A 21,956-nucleotide genomic window follows, 5' to 3' on the forward strand; every position below is an offset into this window, starting at 1 on the left:
CGCTCAATCGCTCATGAACCGATCGCGAAGATACAGTTCAGACAGGGCGACAGTTTGCTCGGTGAATGTGACGCCAATTTCCTTCGCGAGCGGTATTTCACGGTGAGAGGCGAGCCACGCCATCAGCAATATGCGCCGCGCGAGAACCAGCGTGGATATAGCCGCGCGATCCTGAGACGTGATGTGACCAGCTTTGGAGTATCCCTCAATCCAGGCGTCTCTCAGTTCAGGGATGCTCGGAAGATGTTCGATAAAAGAGACGGCGGCAGCAAAATCATACATATACCAAGTGAAGCCACTATCATCGAAATCAATGACCTTGAGTCGATCGCCATCGACCAACAGATTTGCGAGCCGCAAATCGGCATGTACGAGTCCGAAACGGTCGGCGCCTTGGCCATAGTCTAGCAGAGCGCGGTGAACCTTATCGACAGCCAAACCGACAGTAGCTTTGCCGTCATTATGAAGACCAATGCCGTTTTGCCATGCACCCCAGAGATTTCGCTGACCGTGCATAGCGTCAGCATCCCAGGTATGACGCACGAACCCCTTGGGAGGAATCCAGTTCATTGAATGCCGGTGCAGCCGGGCAGTGACCTCGCCTAATACTTCAAACCAGTGTGCGAGGTTCTCCTCCGGCGACGGTGATTTGCCGGGCAAATAGGAGAACATGACAGCGTGACGGGCGGGAATGCCGCGTCCGGCTAGGAGCGTTTGAATTGTGGTGCCACGCTCATCGGGGACGGTTGACGGCACTTCAACAATTCCGGACCTACGGATGTCGTCCATCCATGAGAGTTCAGAGGATATCTCGTCGAACGTATGATAACCCTGACGATGCACACGCAGGATTGCGCGGCCGTCTCCGCTGCCTATCTGAAAGGTCGCGTTCTCCGATATATTCAAGAGAACCACTTCCGTGTCGGAAGAAAATCCGTAACCAGGAATGAGGTTACGCACTTTCTCAATCATATCCTCCAGAACTTGCTCTGTATATTCTAGTCCAGCTTCAGACATGATATTCCCTTTCGCTGAGCACGAACTGAGAGCTTCCCGCATGCTTTCAGAAGACTACTGAGCTACGTCAGTTACTATTGTGCCGTTAACTGTGGTCGCGACCTTTAACATGAGATAATACTGTTTCGATATGCAGTAGAGCTCGGTCCACATCATCGGGTTTACCCGACATATAAACTCGGCCCGCCGCTCCGATCATCTGAACGTCCACGAGGGTCAGTCCGGGGCTGACCTTTTCTGCCTCGTTCGCCGCCAGCGTCGCGAAGAGCGCCGGAACCATTTCGAAGACGAGCAACGTTTCACCCGGCAGAGCCATTGAAGCCTGTCGATTTCGATTGATAATAATCGCGTGCTGGTCCGCTATATTTTCGATTTTGTCCGTATAGAGAACACGCGGCCGCAGTTGTTGCTCGGCCAAGAGTCCCAGGCCGCTGAGAATTGCCTGTCCCGCCCGCTCCAACCTTGCACCGTCATCGCCGTGGATCTCGAGAACTCCGAATTGGCGTTCGACGAAAAGAATCCCGGGCTCGAGCTCTGGATCCTGCTTAAGCGCGAGATCGATCACGCGCTCAATCATAAGGCCAGGAGCGACTTCTAGGATCAGGGAGTGCTGTCCGGCAAGGGCTGGATAGCCGCGAGCACGTGTTGGAGTACCCAAATACGCGGCGAACTGCGGCTGTAGATTCTCCAGCATGAGATAGACGCGCAGGTCGCCACCTCGCACGGGAGCCGGCGGCTTCGAAGCGTCGTTTCTAGGTCGGGTAGCCTCAGTGGTCGTGCGTGGCGTTTTCACGGCTTTACCCCAGTCTATTTCGTGGGCGTGGCGAAGAACTTCGTCACGTCCGCATGCGGGCGTGGAATTACGTGAACGGAAACCACCGTCCCGACCTGACCTGCAACCTCGGCCCCGGCTTCTGTCGCGGCCTTCACGGCGCCCACGTCACCATTGATGATAACGGCGACAAGCCCGTCGCCGACTTCCTCGCGGCCCACGATGGAAACGTTAGCGGCCTTCACCATCGCGTCCGCGGCGGCGAGGGCTGCGACGTATCCCTTTGTTTCGATCATTCCAATTGCGTTCGACATGCTGTTCTCCAGTCCTTTGCTTGGTTTGAATTGTTGTGAAGGCGTCCGCCGGTTGACATGGCAACCGACACGTCACGTTAGATCTCGGATGCAGTTTCTTCGTCTATGGAGCCGATGATGAGTGCATCGATCGGTGGGTTTGCTCCTTTGAACCACCCAGCGGCGACCGAACCGGTGGCGATGATAACGCGTTCCCCCGCCCCGCAGCCAAGCGGGTCGAATGCGAGCAGACGAGCCCCGGCGTCGACTTCAACCTCCAGTATCGAGCCTGCGGGGATTTCATCGAGGCGCTTTGTGGACCAGACGCTTCCGACAACCGTTGCCTTCAACATGTTTGACTCCGGATCAGGGATATGCCGCGTTCGCGGGCACGGTCACGAGCAATCGGCGTGACGACGGCGTCGGGGCCAAGCACCAGCTGTTTCCCGTGAGCGGCGCCATTGATGATCTTCTCACCGACAATTCCGGAGAGCGGTGACGTTTCGTTCGTGGCGGCCGGCTCGGATCGGGCAGCCGGGCCGTCGCTGCGATCGAGATCCAGTTTGAACGCAATTTTTCCGGAGCTTAGTTGCGCAGCTGTAATGGGATTCTCCATCAAGGTAACGACTCGGCTGACCAAGCGCTGTAGATCGGCGTCGGTCGCGATCGATACCACTTCCGGACTCGTGGAACCCCGGTCAGCGAGTGCCTCGCGGACAGCTTCGCTGACAAGTTGCCGAAGGAGATTGGGATCGATCGCGCCCATTACGCGATCTCCAGGGCCGCTTGCGCGGCCGATGCCGCCGCCTGCACACTTGCCTCGGTGCCAGACAGATACACCCGTCCGGTGGCCCCGATCATGCGGAAATCGATAACCTTGATGTCGGCTGCTTTCTCGGCCTCGTTGGTGGCCAGAATTGCGTAGGCCGCCGGTTCCATCTCCAGGACGAACAGCGTCTCGCCGGCAAGGGCCATGGAACCGCCCTTGTTTCGGTTGATCAGGAATGCGTGCAGCGGATCGAGGCGCGTTACGATGCGCGACGCCAGAACCTTTGGTTTCATGGCTTGATCGCTCGACACCTGAATATCTCTGAGCACTGCCGCGCCGGCCGCTCGCACTGCGGCGGTCGATCGCGAGTGGATCTCCAAATAGCCGAACTGGCGCTCCACGACGAGAATGCCGGCCTGTACCTCGGCTTCCTTCAGCGCCACATCGGTCAAAGCCTCGATGTCGAGACCGGGAGCTACCTCAATGATTTGAGCAGCCATATTGGTTCGCGGCAGGGAGCCGCGAACCCACGAGCCCATGAAACACATGGTCTGCGGCTGCAACTGATCGATGAATATAAAGGAGCGCAGTTTTACCATGGTTTATGTCCGACCTAGTGCTGATTTGAGCTCGTCGCGGACGAGAGAGCGGATCTGTTCACGCAGGAGCGCCAGTTCGTCGAGTGCAGGCACGGATCTTGCGAGCTGCGACGGGACTGAGACTATTGAATTTGGCGTCTGCCACGGCGTCAGACCCTCAAAATTGCCGAAGGGCACACGCTCATCGGTCGGGTACGCAATGCTGCTCCAGTTCATGAGCGAAGCCGGCGTGAGATTTTCGCCAAGCGCGCTGCCGCCCATGAAACCTGTCCCGATCGTCATCGTCGGGCCCAGATTGGTACCGAAACCGGCGGCGCCCTGAGAGCAAGGCGCATTCACAACCGTGCGAAGGGCGGACACCGCTGCGGCATAGGTCATAATCGTCGTTTCATTCTGAGAGTGGATCGCCGCCGAATGGCCACCTCCAGATTTGCGGGTCATCGAGCGAGCGGCACGAATTGCTTCATCCACTCCACCCACAGGCGCGAACCCGAGAACCGGACAGAGTTTCTCGCGTGTGAAATGCTCCTCGGGCAGAAGTCGATCGATAGGCACTAGCAGGATCTTGGCATCGCCAGCGATCGTAAAGCCGCAGGCTCTGGCGATGACCGCGGCATCCTTGCCGATGGCGCCGACATTGAAACCCTTGTCGCTCCAAAGGAAGGCACGCAGGCTCTCGCGCTCGCCGGGAGAGCAAACATGCGCTCCAGCCGCCCGCAGTGTGTTGAGAAGCTGATCGGCGATGGCGTTCTCAGCGAGCACCACCGATTCGTTGGTGCACAGGATAGAATTGTCGAACGACTTGCTTTCAACAATCCGCGCTGCCGCAGCCGTAAGATCCGCGCTAGAGTCCACGTAAACCGGTCCGTTCCCCGGTCCTACACCCAGCGCTGGGGTGCCGGAGCGATATGCGGCACGAACGACCGCGGGGCCACCCGTCGCGACGACGAGATCGACGCGTTCATCGCCCATCAGACCTTCGAGAGCTGGAATTGAGGGCTCCCGCACAACCTGGATTACTCCATCGGGGGCACCCGCCTTCACCGCTTCGGCCGCAAGCAGGTCGGCTGCATCGGCACAGCACGCTTTTGCAGCAGGGTGCGGGCAAATGATGATCGCGTTGCGGGTGAGAAGGGCAAGGATCGTCTTGAAAAACACGGTTGCGACCGGATTTGTCGATGGTGTCAGCGCGAGAATGACGCCAGCAGGTCGGCCGATACGAACCAATTTGCGATCACGGTCGATCGTTGGGCCAGTCCAATCCGTGTTCTTGTGCGTCTCGAATATTCCAAGGGAGCACAACTCGTTCTTCAGGCGCTTGTGTCCGACAACTCCGAAGCCGGTTTCCCTTACCGCCCATTCAGCGTAGCGCGCTGCCTGGCTGTGCGCAGCTTGCGCCACGGCTCTGGCGATCTTCAATGTCGCCGCTCGGTCGTATCGGGCGAATGTCGTCGCGGCCCATCTGGCGCGATCGAGCATCGCGCCGTGAGTGTCGCTATGTGATGTAAAATTCAGCTTTGCTGTCTCGGTAGCCATTGATCACCTAAGCGGCGGAACGCACGGAGGGGGCCTGCGCGATGAGCTCGCGCATGCGTGGAAGGGCGACGCGAAACCGATCCACGACCTCTTCTGCCAGGGCGTATGACATCAGCACGCCGGGCTTGAATTGCAGAACGCGCTTGTCGAGAGACGAGAAGATCGCCCAAACACCATTTTCGTAGAGCGCGCGTGAGGCGTGAACCGCGCCTTCAGGATGAGCGAACTCCACTCCCATGACCACTCCCTTTTGACGCAGACCCACGATAACGTCGCCATCACTTTGGACCATGTCTCGGAAAGCATCCCCGAAATACCGGGTGAGATATTGGACATTCGCGCGGACTTCGGGCCGCTTCAGAATTTCGAGTACCTTCAAAGCGACGAAACAGCCGGGCTCAGCACCCCCCGATGTTGAAATATGTGCTGCGCCGTCCTCTTCCATCCAAGCACCAGTTCGCTTGGTGAGCATGGTGATGGCGAATGGATAGATGCCACCACTGATCCCCTTTGCGTTGACAAAGATGTCAGGCTGCACGCCGTAGGACTGCCAACCCCACATCTCCCCGGTGCGCAGCAGGCCGGTCTGGACTTCGTCCGCGATGTAGAGTGCCCCATATTGTTCGCACAGCGCCTTAACCGACTGATTGTACCCGTCATGCGGCATGGGAAAGCCGTAGGTGGCGGGAATCGTCTCCAAAATCACAGCTGCGATATCTCGCGACGACAGGGCGCGTTCCATCGCTGCAAGATCGTTGAATGGCACTTGGATGAACTCGTCGGGCCGATCCGACAGGAATATCTTTGAAAAGCGCGCATCCCCAGTCGCCATCGAGAGACCGGAATGACCGTGATAACCTTTGATGATCGATATTATCTTGCGTCGTTGGGTAGCATAACGGGCCGATTTGATTGCCACATCTATCGCTTCCGCACCGCCTGGCGTAAAGAAGGCATAGTCAAAACCCGGACAGACCTTCACAAGCGCCTCCGCCAACGCCGTACGAGCGACAGACGGGAACCAATGATTGCCGATGTCAAAATGGTCGAGCGCGATCTTCAGCGTATCAATCAGTTCAGTGTTGCGATGGCCAAAATTGAAGGTACCGCCATTGATGTGAAGATCGATCAAGCGCTTCCCGTCCATATCATGGATGACGTAGCCTTCCCGTTTGTCGATGACGAGATCGATGCCTGAATCCCTCCAGAACTTGGTCTTTCCGGGATTCCAGTAGGCGATCGACTTCTCGATCACCTCCTCCTTCGAAGAAAACTTAAACATGCCGTAGTCGAACATTGGCTTCCAATTCGTGGGAGGGATTAAGCCGAAGTGGCCACTAACGATTTAAAACAACATTTCCAACATTTCCAACATTTCAGTCAGCATGTCAATCCCCATTTGAGACAATTCATCGCTCACTTGAGGGAAGCCGGCCTCAGGTCTGCGGGTGGCCGTTGCGCGTAATCGCTCCGAGGACCTGCGGAATGGCCATTGTGTGATTTCGTGGTATGAATTAAGAAAATGCCACAATGTCCACAAACTACCGACAAGATGAGATTCGGCGGCAGCTCGCGGCAAATGGCCGTGTGCGGGTTGAAGCGATTGCACGTGCGTTGGATGTAAGCACGGAGACCGTTAGGAGGGATCTGACGGAACTTGAGGGGCGGGGGCTCCTGCGTCGAATCCACGGAGGCGCAATCCCTTTTCATGTCCATCAGGAACCGCCCCTCGCCGAGCGTGCGCGTGTCCAGGTCCGCGCAAAGACCCGCCTCGGTTTGGTCGCGGCCGACCTGGTTAAAGATGGAATGTCGATTTTTATTGACTCAGGTTCGACGCAGTCGGCTTGCGCTCGTCACTTGATTGGTCGAACCAACCTCACAGTCACCACGAACTCGCTGGATATTGCGATGAACTTGTCTCGTTCGCCCGAAATACATATCCGCCTTGCCCCGGGGATTCTTCGAAAGAGCGACAACTCCACGGGCGGTCAGGATACTGTGAACTACATCGACCGCTTTGCCTTTGATCTTGCGCTTGTCGGCATCGGAGCATGCGACGCGGAACTCGGATGGATGGATTTTGATGAGGACGAAGCCAATCTGCGGCGATTGGTTCTAAGGCGAGCCGGCAAGTTGGTGATTTTGGCAGATAGCAGCAAATTCGGTAAGCGAGCTGCAGTGCAAACCTACCCAATCAGTCAGGACCTAACGATTGCGACAGACCGGTTTCCAGTATCGCCGTTTGCTGAGCTTCTAAGCCGTACCGGCATCGAACTGGCTATTCCGGATACGGCTTGATAATATGAACTCCAATGTTGGCCGGCTCCAGAGCAATGCCCCGTGAGGATAGAACCCGGACTGCACCAAACCTGTTGGCTAAGAAAGTCAATTAACCCGGTAACCAGCGCATTATCAGGGATGTAAATCTGTCCGATGTGTCGGGCAGCGGGAGAACTCGCTGCAATCGCATCTCTGCCTTAGTCTCCGCCGACTAACAGATAGTCCGGGTCGAATACCGGCACACCTCATCGGGATTGCCCGAGGCGATTCTCAACTCCGAAGCAAAGCCGCTGGCGCTGGTACGGACAGATGACAATCATCGAATAATGCGATAACGTGGATGCGAATCTTAGTGGTTCGCTAGTCGTACCAGGAGACAGGGTTGGCAGAGGAAAAGGGTCTTTCATTCAATGCGGTGCGGGCCTTCGTGCAGATCGCACGAGACAACAGCGTCACGCGGGCTTCGAAGACACTCGGCATTACCCAGAGTTCCGTCAGCCGCCACCTTGCGGTGCTGGAGGAGTATTTCGGGGCGAAGCTGATCGAGCGGCGCGGCCGCCAGAGCCAACTGACCGACTTCGGACGACTGTTCGCCGATGCCGTGGCCGAGCCGCTCGATACGATCCTCTTCACCGCAAAGCGGATGCGTCGCAGCGACAGGAAGGACGCCAATCGCCTCGTGGTGCGCACGTCTTTGGCTACTTTCGCCTATACGGTGCTCATCCCCAATTTACGCGAATTTTCGAAAGAAATGAGCGGCGTCACGGTCGACGTGATCAGCACTCTATCGGCACCCTCTTCGACCGACAGCTTCGACGTGCTGTTGACCCGAGACCTGTTGTTGTCCGAGCCCGCCGACCGCTGGGACGTCTATGACGAGCAACTCGTCTGTGTTGGCGCGCCAGACTGTGTCCGCAGACGGGGGCTGACGGCTTTGCGGACCACGCCTGTCATCGCCGTAACCTCGCGGCCCGATATTCTGCCGACCTGGCTGCGCGGAATGGAGCTGAAAACATCGGACATCCTATCAGGTGCGCGCTACGATCATCACTATCTCGCCCTGCCGGCGGTAACGACCGGACAGAGCCTGCTGGTGACGCCGCATATTGTGGTGGCGGAGCTGATCCGGCAGGGCCTGCTGGAAGTGCTTGCCGGGTCACGCGCGCCAAGCGGCATGCAGTACCGTGCCTATGCGATCGATCGCAGCGACAACCCGGATGTCGCCCGCGCCTTCTGCCGATGGTTGACGCGGCTTTGCCGCAAAATGACGGAGGAAGGCGTCCCAGCGAAATAGGTCGCGCTTCTGATTGCATCGGGAAATGCGATCGCTAGGCTCGTTTTGTGCGATGCCGCAATTGGCGAGTTGCGATTACCTTGGCTAGTCTTGGTTCAAACCCGTGTTTCGAGGAGAGTTGCATTGTCACTCATCGCCAAAAGACTACAAGCCGTCCGTCCCTCCCAAACCAAGGCCATGACAGCCGCCGCCGCTGCCCTGAAGGAAAAGGGCATCGATGTCATTACGCTCAGCCAGGGCGAACCGGATTTTGACACCCCGGAAGCGGTTCGCAATGCAGGTATCGCCGCCATTCGCAACGGCAGGACACGCTACACGCCGGTCGCCGGCGTCAAGCCGTTGCGCGAGGCGATCCGTCAGAAGCTGCTCGACGACAACGGCCTCGACTACGACATCGACGCGATCACCGTCGGCTGCGGCGCCAAGCAGGTGGTCTTCAATGCGCTCTTCGCCAGTCTCGATCCGGGCGACGAGGTCATCATCCCGACACCCTGCTGGGTGTCCTATCCCGACATGGTGCGGCTTGCCGGCGGCGAGCCGGTTCTCGTTGCCTGCCACGAACGTTTCGGCTTCAAACTGAAGGCGGAAGATCTGGAGGCGGCGATCACGCCGCGCACCAAGTGGCTGATGCTGAATTCACCGAACAATCCGACCGGTGCGGTCTATTCCAAGGCCGAGCTTGCTGCGCTCGCCGGTGTTCTTCGTCGCTACAGTCAGGTGCACGTGCTTGCTGACGATATCTATGAGAAACTCGTTTACGGCGTGCCATTCGCCACGATGGCCGAGGCCGCGCCGGACCTCATCGATCGGACGCTGACCGTCAACGGTGTTTCCAAATCCAGCGCCATGACCGGATGGCGCCTCGGCTATGGCGCCGGGCCGAAGGATCTGATCAAGGCGATGAACACGATCCAGGGGCAGACCTCGTCCCACACCAGCTCGATCTCGCAATATGCGGCGATCGAAGCGATTGCAGGCGATCAGGACTATCTCGGCGACTTTTTGTCAGAATTTCGCAAGCGGCGCGATCTCGTGGTCGAGAAGATCAACGAGGCTCAAGGACTCAAATGCCGCACCCCCGACGGCGCCTTCTATGTCTTCGTCAATTGCGCCGGCGTGATCGGCAAGATCACCGCTAAGGGCAAGGTGATCGACACCGACATGGATTTTGCCATGTATCTGCTGGAGCATTTCGGCGTCGCCGTTGTGCCGGGCAGCGGCTTCATGGCGTCGCCCTATATCCGCATTTCCTACGCCGCGTCGGTCGAAGAGCTGCAGCACGCCTGCGGCCGCATCCTTGCCGCCTGCGAAGCCCTATCCGAAAGTGAGAAGATTTATGAGCAAAGCAAAGCAACTGCGTGATCGCATGGCCGAACGCGGCCTCGTCCACATCATGGCCGCCCATAGCCCGCTTTCGGCAATTCTCGCCGAAGAAGCCGGTTTTGACGGCATCTGGGCCTCCGGCTTCGAGCTTTCGGCGCTTTACGGTCTTGCCGATATGAGCCTGATCACGATGACCCAGCATCTCGATATGCTGCGGGCGATCGCCGCTCAGTCCTCGCTGCCGATCGTTGCCGATATCGACACGGGCTACGGCAACGCCTTGAACGTCATCCATGCCATCCGCGAATACGAAAAGGCGGGCACGGCCGCCGTGGTAATCGAGGACAAGACTTTTCCCAAAGTCACCAGCCTTGCCGCCGACGGCCGTCAGGAATTACTGCGGATCGAGGAATTCCAGGGCAAGGTTGAAGCTGCGGTCGCCACCCGCAGCGATCCGGATTTCCTCGTCATTGCCCGCACCGAGGCCCTGATTGCAGGCCTCGGCGAAGACGAGGCGCTGAAGCGCGGCATGGCCTATGCCGAGGCCGGTGCGGACATGATCCTGATTCACTCCAAGCAAAAGGATCCGACCGAAATCGAGAGCTTCTCGCGCGCTTGGAACGGGCCCGTTCCGCTGGTCATCGTTCCCAACGCTTATCCGGAACTCGACGCCACGCGCATCCGCGCGCTCGGCAACATCAAAATGACGATCTACGGAAATTATGGTATCCGCGCCGCGACCACAGCGATGCAGGATGCTTTCCGGCGGATCATCGCCGATGGCGGCGTACAGAACGTCCACAAAGACATCTTGCCCGTGGAAGAGATCTTCCGGCTTCAGAAGATGGACCAAGTCAAGACTGACGAAAAAAGGTTCCTGAGATAGGTGGGCACCTTGCGGCCAACGCCCGCCGCCAATTCGGATCGGCCGGAATTTGGGATCGCCGTCGTCGAAGACGGAGATGCCGTCACTTTGCTTTTCAACCTTGACCAAATTTCATCATTTCGCACCAAATTCGGAGACAGAGTCTTCGTTGAGGTCGCAACACGATATGTAGAAGCCAGAGCCGAGGCGCTGTCTGCCCATGAGGAGCTCTGGCTTTGGAAGGACGCCGTTATAGCGCATGTTATGGTACCGGCCGGTGGCGGTAACGGCGATGACGATGGAAAGGCTTGATCCCCCCAAAATCGGAACTTCTGGCGGACCACAAAGCACGCTGTATTACAAGTCGGCCACTTTATAGGCGGATTTGCTGAGACATTATAGCTGCTCTGCTACCGGCATGACTGCCAGACGGCGGTCGCCATGCTCCAAGACTGACGGTTCCGATGCATGGCGCGCATTGAGGTTGTCGATTACCTAGTTCACGTTCTTCGCGAGATGACGTCAACTGACAGCTCACCTGCAACCTCCAGGGCTCCCGAATTATCGATCTCGAATAAACTTAGGCTATCAAAGCGGATCTGCTCGCTTCTTTTGAGACGTAGCTTGATTTCCACCTCGTCTTCTCGCCCTCAAGCGGCGAGCCGTAACGCCAGTATATCGTCAGTCACTGTATATTTATTGCGATTAGATTGGGATATCGCTCCTTGACCGACACGAGCATGGTTCTTGAGCCATTCGCTACTACTGTCTCACAGCTTCAAGAAAGTCATCGACGCTTCTTGGGATGCCGTACCGGTGGCCGTGCGCATTCCAGTGCAAGGCGAACAATCCCTTGCTGACGCGCTTCTCGAACGCGCTGTCGTCTACGGGCCCGTGAATTTCACCCGTTGTTACAGGCTGGTTGATGAACCTTTTTATGAAATGGATCTTCGGATCCCCGCTCAGACTAGTCCGGTCAAAATCAATCAAGGTGTAGCTGGTCAGGGCTCGCATGCGGCAACGACGCAGGCTTCAGACGCCAAATTTTGGACCGAATTGCTATTTCAGATCGACATTGCTCCACTGTAGCTTTTAGCCGACGCTTGGGAGGCGAATGAAGATTTGTATGAGGAATGCAGCGGATCTCTGAGGAGCTCTTCCACCTCCAGTTCGGCTTGACAGAAACAACATTGGTGATGAAAGCGTCACGCGAATGGGCCGCACGGGTCGCATGCCAAGTCAATGTATCGTTTCTGCAGCGCCGTAGTAACTTCTCCTCTTTTTCCGTCGCCGACAACAGTCCCATCAATCCTTGTTACCGGGACAACAAAAAAAGTTGCGCCGACCAAGAACACTTCCGAAGCGGCCAGCAGTTCACCAACAGTAAACGTCCGCTCAATCACCGGTAAGTTGCCACAGTCACAGAGATCGAGAATGGCTCGACGTGTAATGCTCGGAAGAACCTCATTGCTCAGCGGCCGCGTAATGAGGGCCCCGTCTCCATTCACTATGAAAACGGTTGTGGACGCACCTTCCGTAACGAGGCCATCGTCATGAAGGATAGCCTCATCACAACCTGCACGGGATGCTGCCAGCTTTGGCAAGACCTGCGCCACGAGGGAGGTGGATTTAATGTCCCGGCGTTTCCATCTTAAGTCAGCGACCGTCATTGCTGATATTCCCCGCTCAAGGCGAATGCCGGAACACAATACCTTTCGTTGAGAGAACGCTACCGTCGTTTGAACTATACCTTGTGGAAATACGAAGTCCCTTTCGGCAGTTCCACGCGAAATCTGAATATATACAATGCCCTCCTGAAGCTGATTCTCCTGAATCACACTATCTATCAACTCGTGCAAGTCTCCGGAACTGTATATCAGGTCCAGTTCAATTTCCTGTGCAGAGCGTAATAATCGTTGTATGTGGCGTTCTCTATCAACTGGACGACCGTTGACGACGGCGCATACCTCATATATTCCGTCGCCAAATAGAAATCCACGATCCATTACGGAGACCGTGGCATTCACCTCATCGTAAAAGGTGCCATTGACAAATATCTTTCGGGACATTGTTATTTCCTCAATATAACTAGCTATCTTGTCTTCGCCACAGCCATTCTCGTGTTAATGCCGCCACAGCAATTTCAATACCGGACGCCAGCCTGCTCTCGATAAAAGCACGCTTAGGCTAAGCGGTGGGATCGTCCTCAATCCACTCCGCGTCGAATAATTGCTTTGGCTCAATGTTGGAAAGATAACCGTTACAGAATTAATTCTGTCACGAGTTGAGTTGGCGTCTTTTAGCCGCGATGACAGATTTTGGAGGCAGGTTTCAATCTGCTTGGCCATGCTCCCTTCTCTACTAGTGGGTGTTGCCACCACCGTCGCAAAACCACCTCCACTCAGGCCAACGCAGCGGCCCAGGGAACTTCCTGGCACCTGATGTATTCCGTTTGAGTTGTTCATTTTTCTCTCAACTCCAATTTGGTATCGATAGAGATCGTTCTTGAATGACGCCAGAAAGTCGCCGAAGAGATGGGATGCCTGAGAGTTCTTGCAAGCTCATTCGCCCGCTGAAATTACAGGGGGCGGAGTTTAAAAAAACTGTGAACAGATATGGATCCATTTCGACTCTGGCATTTCTTGCTGGACATATTTCCGCGGAATGCGAAATCGTCAATAAACTCGTACTGCTAGTATGAGCCAATGCCGCATCATCATGATTTTTTTTGATGTAATATGGCAGATGCAGCAATTACGTGTTTGCTGCCATGGTTGCCGTCCGACAAGTTCGGATCATCCACCGGCAGAAAGAGCGTGCCAATTCAAAGTTGGCGCCTCTATCAAGGCTGTATGCATGGTATTGCATCCCGCTTTTCGCTCGCGAATTCGGCACGACATCCAGAATCTCTTGTGTGACGAGATCCGCAACAAGGATTTCCGGTACGATAAGCAGTCCTTGCCCAGTAACTGCGGCCGGGATCGCCAGGAAGTGATGATCGTAGCGAGGTCCTTTGGCAAACTTATTGAGCGGCAACCCAAGTGCGTTCGACCATCTCGGCAATATGTCAGGTCGTGAGGTAACCGAGATAACCGGCGCGTGCGTGAGAAGGTCAATAAGTGACTTATTCTGGACGAGTGCTCTGGAGCCAACGCAAATGATATTCTCCTCCACCAAAAGCCATTGCTCAGTCGCGCCTCGTAGGTCCAGGTCCCTAGTGATTAAAACGTCGAAAACATCGTTTGCCTTCGGTGGAGCAAGTGAAGTTACAATATCAACCGAGGCATCGTGTCGTTTGCAAAAATCCTGGAGGTTAGGGATCAACGTGCTGTAGGCGAACGTGGGAAGGGACGTTCTAACGACAAGCCCATTCAACGCATCGCCCTTCTGACGCATTCGTCGACTTGTAAAATCAATCGTATCCAATGCATCGGCAGTCGCTTGACCAAAGAGCCTTCCGAGTTCTGTCAGCTCAATTTCTCGTCCACGACGTGTGAACAGCCGCCCGCCCAAATAGTCTTCAAGCACGGCAAGGTGGCGGCTCGCTCCGCTCTGGGTTATCCCCAGCGCCGCCGCACCTTTAGTGACGGTACCCTCCCGTGAAATCGTAAGAAAGACACGAATCGAATTGAGTGGGGGAAATTTATCGTCAGGTGGCATCTGAAAAACTCATGGGGAACTCATAGTTTATAATACCAACATGCTGGTACGTTTGAACGTTACCGCAGAACCATGTATCAAACCATAAATAAATGTGATTGTGAAATGCGGATGCGCTGTCCAGATTGGCCGCAATTACCGCGTTGATCGGTCAAAGGGAACGTAAGGCACGAGCAGGTTTCAGGGTTCGTTGTTTCATCAGAAAGCCGAACACACTGAGCTGTTCACATTTTGGGCAATCTAGTCGGATTGAGCAAGGAGGAGCGTAACAGATGCTGCACACACTATCTAGGCGAACGATTTTGAAGGCAACGGGTGCGACTTTGATGACGGCAGTAATGCCAAGGGGCGCATTCCCGAATGACACGTCGCGCGTAACTCTTAAAATTGCCGTCCAGGACTTCCGTCCAATCCTCGAGCCTATGCATTCCCAGTCGGCAGCGAACGTCGCCTACCGCATAGAGGAAAGCATCTATGACTCGCTTCTAACCCTCGACTATTTTGGAGACTTTGGCGTGAAGCCCGCTCTGGCAGAGAGCATTCAGCGAACGGACGACACTACCTATATCGCTAAGCTCCGGTCAGGGGTCAAATTTCACGATGGAAGCGTAATGACGGCGGATGATGTGGCGTTTTCATACGGCCGTGATAGGCTCCTTGGCGACGCGGCGCCTGGTCTCCAGATGAAAAATCGGTTCCTCCCATTGCTTCAGTCGGCTGCTGCAATCGACGATCTCACAGTAAAGATCACTACAAGTGCTCCAGACCCTGTTTTTGAGAAGCGGCTGGCATCATGGGGCGGCCAAATCATCTCGAAAAAAGCTTACGAAGCGGCCGGCTCCTTCGACAAGTGGGCGCTAAAGCCCATCGGCACCGGGCCATTTCGTGTCGCTGAAGTAAGGGAGCGAAACTACATCAGCCTTGAAGCACACGATGAATATTGGGGCGGTAAGCCGACGGTCGCAGGGGTCAAATTCATTTTGGTGCCCGAACTGTCCGCTCGCATCGCAGGCCTTCTCGCCAGCGATTTCGACATCATTACCGATCTTACTCCCGATCAGATAGAAACCGTATCAGCGAGCAAGGGGTTCAAAGTCCTTGGTGGTGATGCGGCGGTGCTGCGCAATGTGAACTTTGACATCGAGCATAATCCGATCCTCAAGGACGTAAATCTGAGGCGCGCAATGTCATTGGCGATAGATCGGGACGCACTTGTAAATGGCCTCTGGGGCGGTAAAGCAAGCATTCCCAACGGAGAGCAATTCAGGTATTTTGGCGATCTTTACGACCAAGGGCGTGCGAAGCCCCTGTATGATCCCGAACAAGCTCGTCGATTACTCGCTGCCTCAACCTACAAAGGAGAGCGCATCCCATATAGAATGCTGAGTGGTTATTATACCAATGAGCTGTCGACGGCTCAAGTGCTCGTTGAAATGTGGAACCAGGTTGGGATAAACGTCGATATCGAAATAAAAGAGAACTGGGACCAAGTATATCAGCAGCCAAATACCGGTATGAACAATGATTCGTGTCCGATGGTTTTCCCAGATCCACTTTCAACAATTTGGCGCTGCTATGGAGACGCGAGCAGTTACCAAGCAGAAGAGAAAGCGTGGTCAAATAAGGAGTTCAATGAGCTGGGGAAGGTATTAGAATCGAGTTTGGACAACAATGAACGCAAGCGCGCGCTTGCGCGGATGTTTGATATTTTTGATCAAGACGACCCGCCGGCAATTTTGCTCCATACGATGGCCGCTTTATATGGAGCAAGGGAGGATATCGAATGGAAGCCATATCCGGTGGCGAATATGAGCTTCCGGCCCGGCCAAGTCTCTGTGCGTCGTTAGTCAAACGTCATGTCAGCAAGTACTGGAATATGCGAATCTGGCGTCAAGTTGGATTCGACCGAGAGCCAGAGTAGCAAAGACAGTCCTGCACACTGCGCGCAAAAGGCGGTGACTGCGGGAAGCCTGTCGGTCAGAAATTTGACTGTGCTACTGGGCAAGAACGGGCGTAGCGTGCCGATCGTGCAATCGCTTTCGTTTGATATCAAACGAGCCGAGATGGTCGCATTAGTCGGCGAAAGCGGCAGCGGCAAGAGTGTTACTTGTCGGGCGATAATGGGGCTCCTTCCTGGTTACATGCAACGGACGGGCGAGTTATTCCTCGGCGGGGCTGAAATCCCGCAAGGACGCGTCTCCGCTCAAACGGCGATGGTTTTCCAGGATCCAGTCGGAACGCTGAACCCAGTGCGCACCATCGGATTTCACCTCAAAGAAGTGCTTAGTTTGAGAAGGTCGATCCGAGGCGCGCTTGCTTACGCTCGCGCCGTTGAGTTGCTCCGCCAGGTAGGACTCCGCGAACCAGAAAGGGCGATGACTTTATACCCTCATCAGTTATCTGGAGGTATGAATCAAAGAGTTGGCATCGCATTAGCTCTTGCTGGCAATCCGAGTCTGCTCTTGGCTGACGAACCCACTTCGTCTCTTGACACGACGACGCAGGCGCAAATTATGGATTTGCTCGCCAAAGTCAGAGAGGAAGCGGGCTTGGCCATCCTATTCGTAACACATGACCTCGGGCTGGTTAGCCAGAGAGCAGACAGAGTGATCGTGATGTATGGTGGCCAAATGGTGGAGTCCGGTACGCCGCGCGATCTCTTCGAGAACCCAAGACATCCGTATACGGCCGCCCTCATCGCATCGTTACCTCGAGTTGGCGGAGAGCATGGTCAATTGCGGAGCATTCCCGGCAAGGTACCGCCCCCTGGTGAAGGGCCAGCATTTTGCCGCTTTGCGGACAGATGTAGTCGGGCCGATGAGACATGCCATGCTATCGCACCCCCTTGGATCACAATCGATCCCAATCATTTGGCCCGATGCCATCACGCAGCGAGGTAACAGTCAATGGAAAACATCAATGGCGCAAATCCCGAGCGCAATTGCACAGGCGAACCGCTGCTTGAACTGAGAGACGTATGCTTTTCCTATCAATCGCAAGGCAGTCGATCGATTTCAGAAGATGGTGCCGCAGCAGGCACCATCACTGGGATCAATCTGAGCCTTCGATCGGGAGAGACACTCGCGCTTATAGGAGAGAGTGGCAGTGGCAAGTCGACCATAGGACGTCTAATATTGGGCCTGCTGAAGCCGGAACGCGGGTCCATTCTTATTAAAGGCGAGGACGTGACGCGCATTAAGAGGAGGAGGCGAGCGGATCTGCTTCAATCCATACAAGTGATATTCCAGAATCCATTGGACGCGCTGAACCCCCGCATGCGTATTCTCGACCAGATTGCCGAACCAGCCGTATCACTTCTCGGGGTCGGCTGGACTGCTGCGCGAGAAATCGCGGCGGAAGCAATGAACGCTGTCGGATTGCCCGCTGGTGTCGGTCAACGTTATGCTATTGAAGTAAGTGGCGGGCAAGCGCAACGAGTAGTTATAGCTAGAGCGATATCCCTCAAGCCGGCATTGATCGTATGTGATGAGCCAGTGTCCGCCCTGGACGTTTCGGTACAGGCCCAGATTCTAAATCTGCTGCGAGATCTCAACAGACAGATGGGCGTCGCGCTGCTTTTCATCACCCATGACCTTCGGATTGTTCCGTATGTCTGCAAGAGAAGTGCTATTATGGAGCGAGGCGGGATTGTAGAAACTGGCCTTACAAATGATTTGTTCTCGAGGCCAAAATCAACCTATGCGGCAGCTTTGCTGAACGCCGTTCCGGGTTTTTTGTCATCGGAACGAAATATCGATCGTGCCAGGAATGGTTATGATGAGATCTAAACTTTTCAGCTATATCCTCAGGAAGGTTTTTCGCGCGGTTTTTACGCTACTCCTTCTCTCTACCCTCGTTTTCTTTGCGCTCCGGCTTTCTGGCAATCCGGCGAGAATACTTCTTTCGCCCGATGCGCCGCCCGAAATGGTTGCGGCATACGCAGAGCGTTATGGTCTCAACGCGCCATTGGCAGAGCAGTACGTATTGTATCTTCGAAACTTGCTTTCAGCTGATTTTGGAAGCTCGTATATAAACTCTAAGCCTGTCGCCGCAATCATCATTGATCGCTTGCCTGCGACCCTCGAACTCGGCCTGTCGGGCATCGTTCTCGCAATTTTCATCGGTATCCCACTTGGCCTAATGGCAGCCCTCGATCGCAGTGGACCGATCGACAAGTATGCAATGACTCTCGCAACGCTGGTTTACAGTGTCCCGAGCTTCTTTTTTGGGGTGCTTCTAATGTTGTTATTTTCGGTTGCGCTCAGATGGTTGCCCAGTTCTGGCTCCGATACATGGCGTAACTTGATTCTGCCAGCGATGACGCTTGGTATTGGCAATGCTGCATTGCTTGCCAGATTCACACGTTCTGCTGTGGCCGAAATAATGCAACAACCTTATATACTCGCCGCCCGCGCTAGGGGTACGCCCCGCTCCCGCATCATTGTTCATTATTTATTGCCCAATGCAGGTATAGCGCTTCTAACGGTTATAGGGCTAATGATCGGAACGACAATAGTGGGAGCTATCGTTACCGAGACCGTATTTGCATGGCCTGGGCTCGGTAGTCTTTTCGTGTCGTCCGTCTCCAGCCGGGATATCCCTGTCGTTCAGGCCATTGTTATTTTATCGGCGGCAACAATGGTGACAACAAACCTTACGGTTGACTTTCTATATCGGGTCGCCGACCCGCGCATAAGAACAGCTCAACGATAACTCCTGGGGTATGGCAAAACGATGACAAGGCAAACTCGCATGGCCCGAATTGATAACCCCATACTGTCGCTCAGAGTACGCGCATTTGGACGTTCCGTGGCACGATGGGACACTGCAATCACGCTATCAACTCTGTGGTTAGCAGTGTGTGTGTTTATTCTGCTATTCGGAGTCGAGTTCGCGCCCTATAGACCGACCTCGATCGACTTGACGCACCGGCTTGCGCCCCCAGCATTCGCTGGCGGAACTTGGTCGCATTTCCTTGGTACTGATGATCTTGGTCGTGATGTATTGAGTCGTTTGATATATGCGACCCGTATAAGCCTGCTAGTGGCAGTTATAGGGGTGCCGTTGGGAGCCGTCATTGGAGCTCTGATAGGTTTCTTAGCGGCATATATGCGAGGGTTGGTTGATGAGACCGTTACAATGCTCGTCGACGCACAAGCAGCGCTACCATATATGATCGTCGCTCTCTCGGTTATCGCGTTTCTTGGAAATAATGTCGTTCTTCTGATGATTATAATTGGGTCCTATGGCTGGGAACGCTACGCCCGGCTGTCCCGGAGTCTTTCAATGTCGTTGTTAGAGCGCGGCTTTGTTGTTGCAGCTCAGACATATGGTGTGTCGGGGGTACCGCTCTTTGTGCGGCATATTTTGCCTAATGCACTTGGAATTTTTTTTGTGAATATGACGATAACTTTTGCCGAAATTATGCTTCTGGAGAGCTCCCTCAGCTTTCTCGGCCTTGGCTTTCAACCTCCTGTGGCGAGTTTAGGCAATATGATCGGGTTGGGCCGAGAGTACATGCTCAGCGCGTGGTGGGTGGCTGTGTTTCCGGGAACGGTTATCTGCCTAACGGCACTTTCAGCGTCACTCATAGGAGATGGACTGAGAGATCGCTTCGATCCGTCGGCAAGGGAAGCCGCCAGATAGAGGCTAGTGGGCTGGTGCATTCATGTTGGAGATCTGTTTACTGTCGGCCACCAATCAGCTGACGCTTGATGGACATTGTCGCGTGAACTGTTGATTTGCGACTGACCCATTTCCTACGCCCCCAATCTCAGCAACAAAAGTTAGATATCATGCGATTTCTCATCATCAGCTTCGACGGCCTCCGCCCAGACCTCGTCTCTCCCGATCTCACGCCGAACCTCTACCGCTTGCAGTCCTTGGGCGTCACGCTGTCGGAGCATCGGACAATCTATCCCAGCGAAACCCGTTCGGCCTTCCCAAGCCTTGTCACTGGCGCCACCACCAGGCGCCATGGCATGGTGGGAAACCAGTATGTTGACCGCTCCGTTACGCCGTCGCGCTGCATCGATACATCTGATGCCGTGCTTTTGCGCAAACTCGACCTCGAGAGCGGTGGACGACTGATGTCAGCGCCAACACTTGGCGAGATCCTCGCTGCAGAAGGACGCAGCATGGCCGTATTGGCCACGAACACACCCGGCACGACACGCTTCTTCCATCACAAGGCAGAGAATTTCGGCCATGTTCGTCTCTCGGGACATTTTCGCGAGGCCTGCACCCCCAATGACGTGTTGGCGGACGCTGAAGCGCTCGTGGGCCAACTGCCGCCGGAACCGCCCAATGGCGAGCCTGACAACGCCGGGCAGGAGTGGATTACCTCGGTCTTTCTCGACCTGATTTGGCCAAAATACCGGCCGGACGTCACGGTTCTTTCCTATGGCGAACCCGACACCACCTCTCATTTTCATGGAACTGGAGCCGCCGCGACGCGCGGTATCATCGCCCGTTGTGACAGCGAGTTTGGACGCGTACTTGACTGGTGGGAAGCGGAAGGGCGCGCAGAAGACGTGCAAATCATTGCGATCTCTGACCATGGTCACATCACGGGCCATTCACGTGGTTCGGTGATCGACAGTCTGCGCGAAGCCGGTTTCCGGCCTGGCATCGTACCTGCTTCGGATGTCGATGTGGTGGTCGTACCGGGACAGGTCGGCGCGCTCTATCTCGCCGATCCAAGCGACAGACAGATCGCCCGATTCGTGGCGAGGATCATGAGCGAGCCCTGGTGCGGGCCGGTCTTCACGCGCGCAAAGAACGAGAAGGAGGGCATCGCCCCGGGAAGCCTGGGCAGTCATCTGGTCTTTGCTGATCATGCGCGTGCACCAGACATCTCCTTCTCATTTCGAGCCGATGATGGTGTCGACCCGTTTGGGCTCATCGGCAGAACGTTCTATGATAACGACCGCCGCATCGGACTCGGCGTCCATGGCGGATTGCATCCCAAGGAGCTCACCGCCCTTGGCATTATCGCCGGCTCGGCAGTCGCCGCGCCGGGTTCTGTCTCCACGGTCCCCTCGGGAATCTGCGATTTTGCTCCGACCATTCTTCACCTTCTCGGGATCGCCGAGCCAAACACAATGACGGGCCGCGTCTTACATGAGGTGCTTGAAAATGCATCGCAGGCGATTCCTTACGTCCGGACCGAAGCCTCCGAGGCTACGCTCGGCGGATTCCGGCAGGTTCTTCGGCGTGTTCAGGTCGGAAACGCTACCTATATCGAGAGCGGCACGGCGGAGAGTTAGTCGACGTCGCTCGTGTTCAATCGAACTTAGGCGACAGTGGGGCTGTTTTCAGCCGTCTTTTTTCCTCCGCCATAGGCTGCACATGACTGGTGTGGCGGTACGACACTCGGACAGGCGAAGAGCATAATGGAATAAATTTGCGCGACCATTTGCGAGCCCTGCCTCTATCAAAACGATATTTTCATTAGTGGAGTTATGCCATGTCGCAACTAGATGCCAGCCAATCCGGGACACCGCCGAATGCCGTTCCTTGACGTTTTTCGAGACTTCGTAGGCAGTA

The 21,956-nt window shown here is 55.4% G+C and carries 22 protein-coding genes; 12 read left to right on the forward strand and 10 right to left on the reverse strand.

Annotated features, from left to right (window positions below; all coding sequences use genetic code 11):
• Window positions 1-3: 3 nt before the first annotated feature.
• The 8 genes from LB462_RS13940 to LB462_RS13975 form a co-directional block, all read right to left on the reverse strand.
• Window positions 4-1,017 carry a phosphotransferase enzyme family protein gene (locus LB462_RS13940; RefSeq protein WP_224508825.1) on the reverse strand — a complete coding sequence of 338 codons (1,014 nt, stop codon included), beginning with the start codon at window positions 1,015-1,017 and terminating at the stop codon, window positions 4-6.
• A gap of 85 nt (window positions 1,018-1,102) precedes the next feature.
• Entirely contained in the window at window positions 1,103-1,810 is a 708-nt protein-coding gene (locus tag LB462_RS13945) for a hypothetical protein (RefSeq protein WP_505483628.1), read from the reverse strand.
• Window positions 1,811-1,824: 14 nt separating this feature from the next.
• Entirely contained in the window at window positions 1,825-2,103 is a 279-nt protein-coding gene (locus LB462_RS13950) for a BMC domain-containing protein (RefSeq protein WP_208760191.1), read from the reverse strand.
• Between the two features lie 77 nt (window positions 2,104-2,180).
• Entirely contained in the window at window positions 2,181-2,435 is a 255-nt protein-coding gene (locus tag LB462_RS13955; RefSeq protein ID WP_224508827.1) for a EutN/CcmL family microcompartment protein, read from the reverse strand.
• Entirely contained in the window at window positions 2,429-2,848 is a 420-nt protein-coding gene (locus tag LB462_RS13960) for a hypothetical protein (RefSeq protein WP_224508828.1), read from the reverse strand. The genes LB462_RS13955 and LB462_RS13960 overlap by 7 nt, the downstream gene beginning before the upstream one ends.
• The gene (locus LB462_RS13965) at window positions 2,848-3,450 is read right to left on the reverse strand and encodes a BMC domain-containing protein (RefSeq protein WP_224508829.1); all 603 of its coding nucleotides are present in this window, start codon (window positions 3,448-3,450) and stop codon (window positions 2,848-2,850) included. The genes LB462_RS13960 and LB462_RS13965 overlap by 1 nt, the downstream gene beginning before the upstream one ends.
• Window positions 3,451-3,453: 3 nt before the next feature.
• On the reverse strand, window positions 3,454-4,986 hold the full coding sequence (locus tag LB462_RS13970; protein WP_224508830.1) for an aldehyde dehydrogenase family protein: 1,533 nt from the start codon (window positions 4,984-4,986) through the stop codon (window positions 3,454-3,456).
• Window positions 4,987-4,993: 7 nt separating this feature from the next.
• Window positions 4,994-6,268, reverse strand: a complete 1,275-nt coding sequence (locus tag LB462_RS13975) for a class-III pyridoxal-phosphate-dependent aminotransferase (RefSeq protein WP_224508832.1) — start codon at window positions 6,266-6,268, stop codon at window positions 4,994-4,996.
• Between the two features lie 248 nt (window positions 6,269-6,516).
• On the opposite strand from LB462_RS13975, the gene LB462_RS13980 reads away from it, so the two are divergent.
• The 6 genes from LB462_RS13980 to LB462_RS14005 all read left to right on the forward strand — a co-directional run bounded on the left by LB462_RS13980 (window position 6,517) and on the right by LB462_RS14005 (window position 11,837).
• Complete coding sequence (locus LB462_RS13980; RefSeq protein WP_224508834.1) at window positions 6,517-7,284, forward strand: DeoR/GlpR family DNA-binding transcription regulator; 768 nt, start codon at window positions 6,517-6,519, stop codon at window positions 7,282-7,284.
• A 364-nt stretch (window positions 7,285-7,648) separates the two neighbouring features.
• Entirely contained in the window at window positions 7,649-8,560 is a 912-nt protein-coding gene (locus LB462_RS13985) for a LysR family transcriptional regulator (protein WP_224508836.1), read from the forward strand.
• Window positions 8,561-8,683: 123 nt separating this feature from the next.
• On the forward strand, window positions 8,684-9,922 hold the full coding sequence (locus LB462_RS13990) for a pyridoxal phosphate-dependent aminotransferase (protein WP_224508839.1): 1,239 nt from the start codon (window positions 8,684-8,686) through the stop codon (window positions 9,920-9,922).
• On the forward strand, window positions 9,897-10,769 hold the full coding sequence (locus LB462_RS13995; RefSeq protein WP_224508848.1) for an isocitrate lyase/phosphoenolpyruvate mutase family protein: 873 nt from the start codon (window positions 9,897-9,899) through the stop codon (window positions 10,767-10,769). Before LB462_RS13990 ends, LB462_RS13995 begins: the two co-directional genes overlap by 26 nt.
• Window positions 10,770-10,778: 9 nt before the next feature.
• The gene (locus tag LB462_RS14000; RefSeq protein ID WP_224508850.1) at window positions 10,779-11,060 is read left to right on the forward strand and encodes a hypothetical protein; all 282 of its coding nucleotides are present in this window, start codon (window positions 10,779-10,781) and stop codon (window positions 11,058-11,060) included.
• A 435-nt stretch (window positions 11,061-11,495) separates the two neighbouring features.
• A complete protein-coding gene (locus LB462_RS14005) occupies window positions 11,496-11,837 on the forward strand; it encodes a hypothetical protein (RefSeq protein ID WP_224508852.1) in 342 nt (113 codons plus the stop codon).
• Window positions 11,838-11,953: 116 nt separating this feature from the next.
• On the opposite strand, the gene LB462_RS14010 is transcribed toward LB462_RS14005, so the two are convergent.
• Window positions 11,954-12,817: a D-amino-acid transaminase gene (locus LB462_RS14010; protein WP_224508854.1), complete on the reverse strand. Its 864-nt coding sequence runs from the start codon at window positions 12,815-12,817 to the stop codon at window positions 11,954-11,956.
• 685 nt (window positions 12,818-13,502) lie between these two features.
• Complete coding sequence (locus LB462_RS14015) at window positions 13,503-14,408, reverse strand: LysR family transcriptional regulator (protein ID WP_224508857.1); 906 nt, start codon at window positions 14,406-14,408, stop codon at window positions 13,503-13,505.
• Window positions 14,409-14,680: 272 nt separating this feature from the next.
• Between LB462_RS14015 and LB462_RS14020 the strand changes: the two genes are divergently transcribed.
• The 6 genes from LB462_RS14020 to LB462_RS14045 all read left to right on the forward strand — a co-directional run bounded on the left by LB462_RS14020 (window position 14,681) and on the right by LB462_RS14045 (window position 21,676).
• Complete coding sequence (locus LB462_RS14020; RefSeq protein ID WP_224508859.1) at window positions 14,681-16,255, forward strand: ABC transporter substrate-binding protein; 1,575 nt, start codon at window positions 14,681-14,683, stop codon at window positions 16,253-16,255.
• 48 nt (window positions 16,256-16,303) lie between these two features.
• Window positions 16,304-17,308: an ABC transporter ATP-binding protein gene (locus LB462_RS14025; protein WP_224508861.1), complete on the forward strand. Its 1,005-nt coding sequence runs from the start codon at window positions 16,304-16,306 to the stop codon at window positions 17,306-17,308.
• Between the two features lie 6 nt (window positions 17,309-17,314).
• Window positions 17,315-18,196, forward strand: a complete 882-nt coding sequence (locus LB462_RS14030) for an ABC transporter ATP-binding protein (protein ID WP_224508863.1) — start codon at window positions 17,315-17,317, stop codon at window positions 18,194-18,196.
• The gene (locus LB462_RS14035) at window positions 18,183-19,121 is read left to right on the forward strand and encodes an ABC transporter permease (RefSeq protein WP_224508865.1); all 939 of its coding nucleotides are present in this window, start codon (window positions 18,183-18,185) and stop codon (window positions 19,119-19,121) included. Before LB462_RS14030 ends, LB462_RS14035 begins: the two co-directional genes overlap by 14 nt.
• Before the next feature lie 39 nt (window positions 19,122-19,160).
• Complete coding sequence (locus LB462_RS14040) at window positions 19,161-20,054, forward strand: ABC transporter permease (RefSeq protein ID WP_224508867.1); 894 nt, start codon at window positions 19,161-19,163, stop codon at window positions 20,052-20,054.
• A 149-nt stretch (window positions 20,055-20,203) separates the two neighbouring features.
• Window positions 20,204-21,676 carry an alkaline phosphatase family protein gene (locus LB462_RS14045; RefSeq protein ID WP_224508869.1) on the forward strand — a complete coding sequence of 491 codons (1,473 nt, stop codon included), beginning with the start codon at window positions 20,204-20,206 and terminating at the stop codon, window positions 21,674-21,676.
• The last annotated feature ends 280 nt before the right edge of the window (window positions 21,677-21,956 follow it).

The organism is Phyllobacterium chamaecytisi, from assembly GCF_020164455.1.
Lineage (GTDB): Bacteria > Pseudomonadota > Alphaproteobacteria > Rhizobiales > Rhizobiaceae > Phyllobacterium > Phyllobacterium chamaecytisi.

What these genes read in the sequence shown, in the direction of transcription:
- LB462_RS13980 (WP_224508834.1), top strand. Translation starts at nt 6,517, where the DNA reads ATGTCCACAAACTACCGACAAGATGAGATTCGGCGGCAGCTCGCGGCA.
- LB462_RS13965 (WP_224508829.1), bottom strand. Translation starts at nt 3,450, where the DNA reads ATGGTAAAACTGCGCTCCTTTATATTCATCGATCAGTTGCAGCCGCAG.
- LB462_RS14035 (WP_224508865.1), top strand. Translation starts at nt 18,183, where the DNA reads ATGATGAGATCTAAACTTTTCAGCTATATCCTCAGGAAGGTTTTTCGC.
- LB462_RS13940 (WP_224508825.1), bottom strand. Translation starts at nt 1,017, where the DNA reads ATGTCTGAAGCTGGACTAGAATATACAGAGCAAGTTCTGGAGGATATG.
- LB462_RS14040 (WP_224508867.1), top strand. Translation starts at nt 19,161, where the DNA reads ATGGCCCGAATTGATAACCCCATACTGTCGCTCAGAGTACGCGCATTT.
- LB462_RS13995 (WP_224508848.1), top strand. Translation starts at nt 9,897, where the DNA reads ATGAGCAAAGCAAAGCAACTGCGTGATCGCATGGCCGAACGCGGCCTC.
- LB462_RS14010 (WP_224508854.1), bottom strand. Translation starts at nt 12,817, where the DNA reads ATGTCCCGAAAGATATTTGTCAATGGCACCTTTTACGATGAGGTGAAT.
- LB462_RS14030 (WP_224508863.1), top strand. Translation starts at nt 17,315, where the DNA reads ATGGAAAACATCAATGGCGCAAATCCCGAGCGCAATTGCACAGGCGAA.
- LB462_RS13970 (WP_224508830.1), bottom strand. Translation starts at nt 4,986, where the DNA reads ATGGCTACCGAGACAGCAAAGCTGAATTTTACATCACATAGCGACACT.
- LB462_RS14020 (WP_224508859.1), top strand. Translation starts at nt 14,681, where the DNA reads ATGCTGCACACACTATCTAGGCGAACGATTTTGAAGGCAACGGGTGCG.
- LB462_RS13955 (WP_224508827.1), bottom strand. Translation starts at nt 2,435, where the DNA reads ATGTTGAAGGCAACGGTTGTCGGAAGCGTCTGGTCCACAAAGCGCCTC.
- LB462_RS14045 (WP_224508869.1), top strand. Translation starts at nt 20,204, where the DNA reads ATGCGATTTCTCATCATCAGCTTCGACGGCCTCCGCCCAGACCTCGTC.
- LB462_RS13975 (WP_224508832.1), bottom strand. Translation starts at nt 6,268, where the DNA reads ATGTTTAAGTTTTCTTCGAAGGAGGAGGTGATCGAGAAGTCGATCGCC.
- LB462_RS13960 (WP_224508828.1), bottom strand. Translation starts at nt 2,848, where the DNA reads ATGGGCGCGATCGATCCCAATCTCCTTCGGCAACTTGTCAGCGAAGCT.
- LB462_RS13950 (WP_208760191.1), bottom strand. Translation starts at nt 2,103, where the DNA reads ATGTCGAACGCAATTGGAATGATCGAAACAAAGGGATACGTCGCAGCC.
- LB462_RS14015 (WP_224508857.1), bottom strand. Translation starts at nt 14,408, where the DNA reads ATGCCACCTGACGATAAATTTCCCCCACTCAATTCGATTCGTGTCTTT.